The sequence below is a fragment of the Patulibacter defluvii genome, assembly GCF_034096925.1.
GTDB classification, from domain to species: domain Bacteria; phylum Actinomycetota; class Thermoleophilia; order Solirubrobacterales; family Solirubrobacteraceae; genus Patulibacter; species Patulibacter defluvii.
Genome location: NZ_JAWZSQ010000031.1, coordinates 42190 through 50097, shown reverse-complemented (window position 1 = coordinate 50097; position 7908 = coordinate 42190). Strand labels below are relative to the sequence as shown.

At 75.4% G+C, this 7908-nt stretch carries 7 protein-coding genes; 6 read left to right on the top strand and 1 reads right to left on the bottom strand.

Annotated elements, in window-relative coordinates; all coding sequences use genetic code 11:
* From rlmB to SH587_RS22330, 4 genes are all read left to right on the top strand, one after another.
* The coding region (gene rlmB, locus SH587_RS22345) for a 23S rRNA (guanosine(2251)-2'-O)-methyltransferase RlmB (RefSeq protein WP_320672874.1) at positions 1 to 990 on the top strand (990 nt) is incomplete at its 5' end.
* 164 nt (positions 991 to 1154) lie between these two features.
* The gene (gene sigH, locus SH587_RS22340) at positions 1155 to 1814 is read left to right on the top strand and encodes an RNA polymerase sporulation sigma factor SigH (RefSeq protein WP_320672873.1); all 660 of its coding nucleotides are present in this window, start codon (positions 1155 to 1157) and stop codon (positions 1812 to 1814) included.
* Positions 1815 to 1843: 29 nt separating this feature from the next.
* Complete coding sequence (locus SH587_RS22335) at positions 1844 to 2293, top strand: hypothetical protein (RefSeq protein ID WP_320672872.1); 450 nt, start codon at positions 1844 to 1846, stop codon at positions 2291 to 2293.
* Positions 2294 to 2358: 65 nt separating this feature from the next.
* On the top strand, positions 2359 to 3423 hold the full coding sequence (locus SH587_RS22330; protein ID WP_320672871.1) for a lysophospholipid acyltransferase family protein: 1065 nt from the start codon (positions 2359 to 2361) through the stop codon (positions 3421 to 3423).
* Between the two features lie 15 nt (positions 3424 to 3438).
* Here SH587_RS22330 and SH587_RS22325 read toward each other — a convergent pair whose 3' ends face one another.
* Positions 3439 to 5265 (bottom strand): ABC transporter ATP-binding protein, encoded by a 1827-nt coding sequence (locus tag SH587_RS22325; protein WP_320672870.1) that lies wholly within the window; start codon positions 5263 to 5265, stop codon positions 3439 to 3441.
* Positions 5266 to 5414: 149 nt separating this feature from the next.
* On the opposite strand from SH587_RS22325, the gene SH587_RS22320 reads away from it, so the two are divergent.
* Positions 5415 to 6653 carry a hypothetical protein gene (locus SH587_RS22320; RefSeq protein ID WP_320672869.1) on the top strand — a complete coding sequence of 413 codons (1239 nt, stop codon included), beginning with the start codon at positions 5415 to 5417 and terminating at the stop codon, positions 6651 to 6653.
* Positions 6650 to 7900: a hypothetical protein gene (locus SH587_RS22315; protein WP_320672868.1), complete on the top strand. Its 1251-nt coding sequence runs from the start codon at positions 6650 to 6652 to the stop codon at positions 7898 to 7900. Before SH587_RS22320 ends, SH587_RS22315 begins: the two co-directional genes overlap by 4 nt.
* The last annotated feature ends 8 nt before the right edge of the window (positions 7901 to 7908 follow it).

Here is a 7908-nt window from a genome sequence, read left to right as displayed (position 1 = left end):
GACCGCGACCGCGACCGCGACCGCGATCGCGACCGCGGCGGCTGGGGCGACCAGCGCCGCCCCGGCGGTCCGCGCTCGGCCGCCCGTGGCCCCCGCGACGGCTCGGCGGGCCGTGGCGGCTCCGGCGCCCGGACGCCCCGCGACGACCGTCGCGGTCCCGGCCGCGGTCCCCGCGATAGCTGGTCCGCTCGCCACGATGATCACGGCGCAGCCGCCGAGGCGAGTCCGCCGCCGCTGCCCTCGGGACTCCCGCGCGACGCGCAGCTGCTCTACGGCCGCAACGCGGTCCACGAGGCCCTGCGCGCCGGGCGGCGGCGGGTGCGGGCGGTCTGGGCGACGGCCGCCACGCTCGCGGCCGAGTCCTGGATCGAGCCGGGGCGGGCCGAGCAGGTCGACGGCGACGCGCTGACCGCGCTGGCCGGGACCGGCGACCACCAGGGCGTGGTCGCCGCCGTCGATCCCTACCCGTACGCCGAGCTGGAGGACCTGCTGGCCCCCGACGCGCCGCTGCTGGTGGCGCTCGACGAGGTCCAGGATCCGCGCAACCTGGGATCGATCGCCCGCACCGCCGAGTGCGTCGGGGCGACCGGCCTGATCCTCTGCCGGCACCGCGCGGCCGAGGTGACCCCGGTCGCGGCGAAGGCGTCGGCGGGCGCGGTCGAGCACCTGCCGATCGCCCAGGTCCGCAACCTGGCCGACGCGCTGACCGAGGCCAAGCAGGCGGGCGCCTGGATCTACGGCGCGGCCGGCGAGCCGACCGCCGGTGGCCGTGCGCCGCTGCCCTACGACCAGCCCGACTACGGCGGCGCCGTGGTGCTCGTGATGGGGGCCGAGGGGAGCGGTCTGCGGCCGCGCGTGGCCGCCACCTGCGACGAGCTGGTCGCCCTGCCGCTCCGCGGGCGGATCGAGAGCCTCAACGTGGGCGTCGCGACCGCGGTCCTGCTGTACGAGATCTTGCAACAGCGAGATCGGCTTGACAGCGCGACATAACTTCTGCGAAAGTCGCCGCGTCGTCACCGTCGACCTGAGGTCGAGACCGGGCCCTTGGCAGACGAGGACGACAGGGAACGACCGTTAGTACTTGCTCATAGCGCCGAGGGAGGCGCGCGCTACGAGGCTTCAAGTCCGCGTGGAGGCGGACGGAAAGGCATCTCGTGGCACAACTGCAGACCAACACTCACGCTCGACGTGAGGTTGAGGATGGCTTCCTGATCGCCCGTGCGAAGCGCGGCGACCAGCAGGCGACCAATCGACTGATCAAGCGCTACCAGGGCTTCGTCCGGATGAAGGCCTCGTCCTTCTTCCTGAACGGTGGCGACCGCGACGACCTCGTCCAGTACGGCCTGATGGGCCTGTACGAGGCGATCCGCGACTTCCGGACCGACCGCGAGTCGAGCTTCCGCAACTTCGCCGAGCTCTGCATCACGCGGCGGATGATCACCGCGATCAAGGCCGACAACCGCCACAAGGCGAAGCTGCTCAACGACGCCGTCTCGCTCTCCTCGCCGCCGCCCGGCGCGTCCGAGGGCGAGAGCACGCTGCACGAGGTCATCGCCGGCCCCGGCAAGCACGACCCCGCGCGCCTGGCCGTCGACCGCGACGAGCTGCGGGCGCTGGTCGCCTCGGTGCCGGAGCTGCTGAGCGACCTCGAGTCGCGCGTCCTCGCCCTCTACCTGCGCGGCCGCACCTACGAGCAGATCTCCGAGACCCTCGGCTCCGACACGAAGCGGGTCGACAACGCCCTCCAGCGCGTGAAGCGCAAGATCGGCGACTTCCTGCACGAGCGCGAGCGGGTGCCCGCCGCGATCGCCTGAGCGGCGCAAGCCGTAGGATTCTTGGCGCGATGCCGCTGATCGAGCTTTCGACCTCCACCCTCGCCGTGACTCCGGCCAACGTGCCACTGGCCGTCTCGGTGGTGGGGATCGTGCTGCTCGTGGTGCTGCTCCTGATCGCGCTGCTCGCCCTCACGGGCTTCCTGGCGGGGCGCCGGCGCGCTCTGGCCCGCCGCGACCAGGTCCTCGCGCGGGTGCGCGAGGCGAACAACGCCCTCGCCGCGGCCCACGCCGCCGACGAGGGCTGGGACCGCGCGGCCCTGGAGGCCGCCGCCCGCGACGCCGCCCGTTCCCGCGGCGTCGCGGATCCCGACGCGATCGAGCTGGTGCTGGTCTCGGTCGACGATCAGCCCGGCGTCGACGACGACCGCGCGACCTTCGCGATCGTCGAGGGCGACCGCCGGACCGAGATCATCCTCGGCCGGGTCGCCGGCGCCTGGGTCGCCGTCGACGGCGCCTGACCACCCGCCCGCGCGCGACCGACCCCGCAGCCCGTCGCCGCCGGACGCGCACTAGGCTGCCGCCGATGGGTCCGCTGCTGCCCGACGACGGGCCTCGTGGGGCGCGGATCGTCCGCCGCCTTCGGGGGATCGTCGCGGAGACGATCGCCTTCCTCCTCGTCACGCTGCTGTCGCCGCTGCTGCTGCTCGGCGCCGCGATCGTCGACCTGGCGCTGTGGCTGCGCCGCCGCAAGCCGTGGATGGCCGTGCGGCTGCTGGCGATGCTCTGGTGGTTCCTGCTCGGCGACCTGCTGGGCCTGCTGCAGGTGCTGGCGATCAAGCTCTCGGGCCGCGACAGCGCCCGCCGCCGCTGGCGGCTCTACCGGCTGCGGATCCGCTGGTCGTCGTGGCACCTGGCGGGGATCCGGGTTCTCTTCGGCCTGCGGTTCACCGTCGAGGGGCTCGACCAGGCCGGCAACGGGCCGCTGATCGTCCTGATCCGCCACGCCAGCATCATCGACAACACGCTCCCGGACGCGATCATCGGCCGCGCCCACGGGCTCGGCCTGCGCTACGTGGTCAAGCGCGAACTGCGGATGATCCCGACCCTCGACCTCGGCGGCGAGATCATCCCGACCTACTTCGTCCGCCGCGGCTCGGGCGACACCGCCCGCGAGCTGGAGCAGCTGCGCAAGCTGGCCGTCGACCTGGGCGACGACGAGGGGATCCTGCTCTACCCCGAGGGCACCCGGATGACCCCGCGCAAGCTCGCGCGCGCGAAGGAGATCGTCGCCGAGCGCCAGCCCGAGCTGGCCGAGCGGGCGGCGCGCTTCCAGCACCTGCTGCCGCCGCGGCTCGGCGGGCCGCTGACCGTGCTCGCCGACGCGCCGCACGCCGATGTCGTTCTCTGCGGCCACGTCGGCTTCGACGGCTTCGTCCACATCAGCGACGTCTGGCGCGGCGGGCTGCTCGGGACCGAGGTCCGGATCCGCTTCTGGCGCTACCCGGCCGCCGAGCTGCCCGGCGACGAGGCCGGGCGCACCGACTGGCTCTACGACCGCTGGCTCGAGGTCGACGCCTGGGTCGGCGAGCAGCAGCAGCGGGCGCTGGCCGGCGGGGCCGACCCGGCGGCCGTCACGCCGCACGAGTAGCGCCGGCGCGGCGGCTCAGGCGGTCGCGATCTCGCCGGTCTGGACCGCCCACAGCGCGGCGTAGCGCCCGCCGAGCGCGACCAGCTCCTCGTGGGTGCCGGCCTCGGCCACCCGGCCCTCGTGGAGCACGTGGATCCGGTCGGCGTGGCGGATCGTCGACAGCCGGTGGGCGATCACGATCGTCGTCCGCTCGTGGCTGACCCGCAGCAGCGAGCGCTGGATCGCGGCCTCGGTCTCGTTGTCGACTGCGCTGGTGGCCTCGTCGAGGACCAGGATCGCGGGGTCGCGGACGAGCGCGCGGGCGATCGTCAGCCGCTGCCGCTGGCCGCCGGAGAGCTTGATCCCGCGCTCGCCGACGGGGGTGTCGTAGCCCTGCGGCAGGGCCTGCACGAAGCCGTCGGCCTCGGCCAGCTCGGCCGCCCGGCGGAGCGCGTCGTCGGGGGCGTCGGGGGCGCCGTAGCGGAGGTTGTCGGCGACGGTGCCGTCGAAGAGGAAGGTGTCCTGGCCGACGTAGCCGATCGCGCCGCGGAGGCTCTGGAGCGACAGCTCGGCGGCGGCGATCCCGTCGACGGCGACGGTCCCGGAGTCGGGGTCGTAGAGCCGCAGCAGCAGCTTGACCAGGGTCGACTTGCCGGCGCCGGTCGCGCCGACGATCGCGTGGGTCTCGCCGGCCGGGACGTCCAGGTCGAGGCGGTCGAGGACGCGGGTGCGGACGTCGCCGGGGCCGTCGTCGGGCTGGTCGCGGTAGCTGAAGGAGACGGCCTGGAAGCGGACGTCGCCGGGGCTGTCGGCGGGCAGCTCGCGGGCGCCGGGGCGGATCCGGATCGGGGTGTCGAGCAGGTCGAGGATCCGCCGGATCGAGGCGACGCCGCGCTGGTACAGGTCGAGCGTCTCGCCCAGGTAGGTGAGCGGCCAGAGCAGCCGCTGGGTCATGAAGACGAGCACCGAGTAGAGGCCGATCTCCAGGTCGCCGTTGAGCGCGGCGTGGCCGCCGAGGACCAGCGTGAGGATGAACCCGACCAGGATCGCCATCCGGATCAGGGGCACGAAGGCCGAGCTGAGGACGATCGCGTGGCGGTTGGCGTCGGCGTAGTCGATCGAGGCGGCGGAGACCCGCTCGGCCTCGCGCTGCTCGGCGCCGAAGGCCTTGATCGTGGCGATCCCGCCGAGGTTGCCGCCGATCAGCCCGCCGACCCGGCCGGCCTTCTCGCGGACCGCCCGGTAACGGGGGCCGAGCCGTCGTTGGAAGAGCAGCGAGCCGCCGATGATCACCGGGATCGGCAGGAAGGCCATCAGCGCCAGCAGGGGCGAGATGACCACGAAGACCGCGCCGACGGCAACCACGTTGGTGATCGTGATGATGATCTTGTCGGCGCCGACGTCGAGGAACCGCTCCAGCTGGTTGACGTCGTCGTTGAGGATGGTCAGCAGCCGGCCCGAGGCGCGGTCCTCGAACCAGGCCAGGTCGAGGTCCTGCACGTGGCGGTAGGCGTCCATCCGCAGCCCGTGCTGGAGGTCCTGCGAGAGCCCGCGCCAGATCCGCTCGGCGACGTACTGGCTGAGCGACTCCAGGATCCACGCCACCGCGGTGATCGCGGCCAGCACCAGCAGCTGGTCCTCGCGGTCCTCGACCCCGAAGATCCGGGCCACGAAGCTGTCGTCGGTCCGGACCACCACGTCGATCGCGACCCCGATCAGCAGCTCGGGCGCGATGTCGAAGAGCTTGTTGAGGACCGACGACACGACCCCGAGCACGATCCGCCGCCGGAAGGCGGTCGCGTAGCGCCAGAGGCGGACCAGCGGGTGGACCTCGGCGGACGGAACGGGACGGCGTCGACGCACCAGGAGCAGGCTAGGGAGCGGAGGCGCGGGGCGACGGCCGGGCCGGGTCAGGGCCCGTCCCCTAGAGTCCGGCACATCGGCGTGTGTACGTGCGTCCAGTCCGTGGGCGAACCGTCGCGGGCCGGGACGCCGAGACCGAGGGGACGGGCATGGGACGACGAGGGAAGCGGATCGCGCTGGCGATCCTGGGCATCGCGCTGGTGGCCGGGATCGGCACCGGGGCCTGGTGGATCGCCACCGCCGACGAGCGGACGAAGGACGACGTGGCCGCGGCGGTCCGGCAGGCACGGACGGCGGCCGGGGCGACGGGCGACTGGGTCGACGAGGCCGCGGTCTGCCGCGGGCTCGACGGCAAGACCCGGACGCGCCTGGAAGCCCTGGCCCGCGCGCAGTACCTGGACGGAGCCGACGACTGCCGCACCGCGGTCGAGAACGGCGGCTGGCGGCTGGGGCCGACGGCGGAGGCCGGCGAGGAACGGCGAGGGCTGGCCGACGCGGTCCGGCTCGACGGCGACCGCGCGCGCGTGGCGGCGGTCGACGGGGCGCCGGAGATCGCCCTCCGTCGCGAGGACGGGACGTGGCGCGTGGACCTGACCGAGGATCCCTCGTGGACCTGGAAGATGGATCTGGCGACGGCCTGCGGGATCACCGCCCGGCGGCTGATCGGGGCCGGCGTGCCGGGGGCGACGGTGGCCTCGTTCCGGCGGATGTACCGGGTCGAGGCGCGGGCGCTGCGGCGGTTCGCCAAGGTCGTGCGGGCCGGCAGGCCGACCGAGCGCGACAGCAAGGCGGCGCGGCGGGCGATCGTCCGGCGGGCCCGCGAGGCGGCCGCCCGCGCGACCCGGATGGCGGGCGTCGTCCGGGCGCTGGCCTCGCCCTCCGGGCCGCGTCGCGCCGTCGTCGACCCGCCACGCGGCGCGGCCAATCGGATCCCGGTCGCGCTCAACGGCGTCGTCTTCCCGGAGATCGGCGGGTGCCTCCAGCTCCGGGGCGAGGGCTACGACAGCGGCGCGGTCGAGAACGAGCGGTACCGGGCACAGCTCGGTCGGGAGTGCCGGGCCTGGGTCCGGGGGTTGCGACGCGCCTACCGGACGACGGTCCGGTCGTTCGAGCAGGCGCGGGCGCTCCAGGACCGCGTGGTGCGGCAGCTCGATCGGCTCGTGCGGCCGCTCGACCGGCTTCCCGTCCCGCGCGAGCTGCGTCCCGTCCGGCGTCGGGTCCGGGAGCGCGTCGCCGGCGTCCGCGGCGTCCTCCGCGATCTGGTGGTCTACAGCCGCCGCGGCGACTTCGGGGCCGTCGAGCGCGTGGGCGGATCGTTCAGCCGCTCGGAGTTCGGGATGCGGATCGGCATGCTGCAGCTCGGCGTCGGGTGCGGGGGGACGGTGTGAGGCGGATCATCGCGGCGCTGCTGGCGGTGGCCCTGGTCGGCTGCGGCGGCGGTGGCCGATCGGCCGTTTCCGACGGTTCCCCGCGGGACCTGCTCGTCGCGCACGTCGGCTGGCTGGAGCGACCGGGGGCGACCGGCGAGGAGTGCGGGCGGTTGGCCCGTGGCACCCGCGCGCGCGTCGACCGGCTCGGCGGGCTGCTGCGGGCGGGCGGCCGCTGCGCGACGCTCGAACGGGAGACGGCCGCCCAGCTGCTGGCGCCGTTCGGCTCCGGTTCGCGGTCCCCGGGCGCGCTGACCGCGCCGGCGCGTGGGGGCGCGGCGACCGGCCGCGTCGCGGGCTGGCGCGCCGAGGTGCCGCTGGTGCGGGAGCGCGACGGCTGGCGGGTCGAGGCCGGCGGCGACCGCGCGGTCCGCTGGCGGCTGAGCCAGTCGCTGGCCTGCGCCGCCTACGGCCGCGATTCGGCGCGCGCGGCGCTGCCGACGGCGAGCCCCGGCGGCTGGCTGCTGGCGGCCGAGGCCCAGGAGCAGCGGCTCGCCGCCTATCTGCGAGCGGCGCGGCGCGCGCGTCCGCCGGCCGTGCTGCGCGACGCCCACCGCGGCCTCGTCGGCGGCCTCGAGCGGGCGCTCCGGGCGCAGCGCACGGTGCGGCGGATGGTCAACGACGGCGTGCCGCCGGGCACGGCGCAGGTGGTGCTGGCCCGGCGGCTCGACCGGGCGCTGCGGCGGGTCCGCGGCGCGCGACGGGACGGCGGGGTGGTCTGCTGGACCCATCCGCTGCACGGCACGAGCTACGCCGACCGCGCCCAGGCGGCCTGCCGCCGCAGCGACGAGCGGCTGTTCGCGCAGTTCGGGGCGCTGCTGCGGGCGTCGTCGCCCGCTGCGGCGGCCCGCGCGCTGCGGCGGATCGGCGACGGCCAGCGGCGGTTGGCCCAGACCCTCCGCGGCCTGCCGATCGACGCCGGCCGGGCGTCGGCCGCGGAGCGCCGCAGCTGGCGGCGGCTGCACGGCGTGCTGGTGGCCGACCTGCGGGCCAGCGCCCTCAGCCTCCGTCGCCTGGCGCGGCTGCTCGCGACCGGGAACGGCAGCGCCGACCCGTACCGGGCCGGCTTCCGGACCGCCCGGGCCGAGGCCGCCGCGGCCCGGCTCGGCCTCGACGATTGCACCACCCCGACCCCGATCAGCCCGACCGACGGCACCCCGCCGCGGCGCGGCAAGCAGCCGGGGGTGGCGGACACGACGCCGGTCTGAGCGGAACG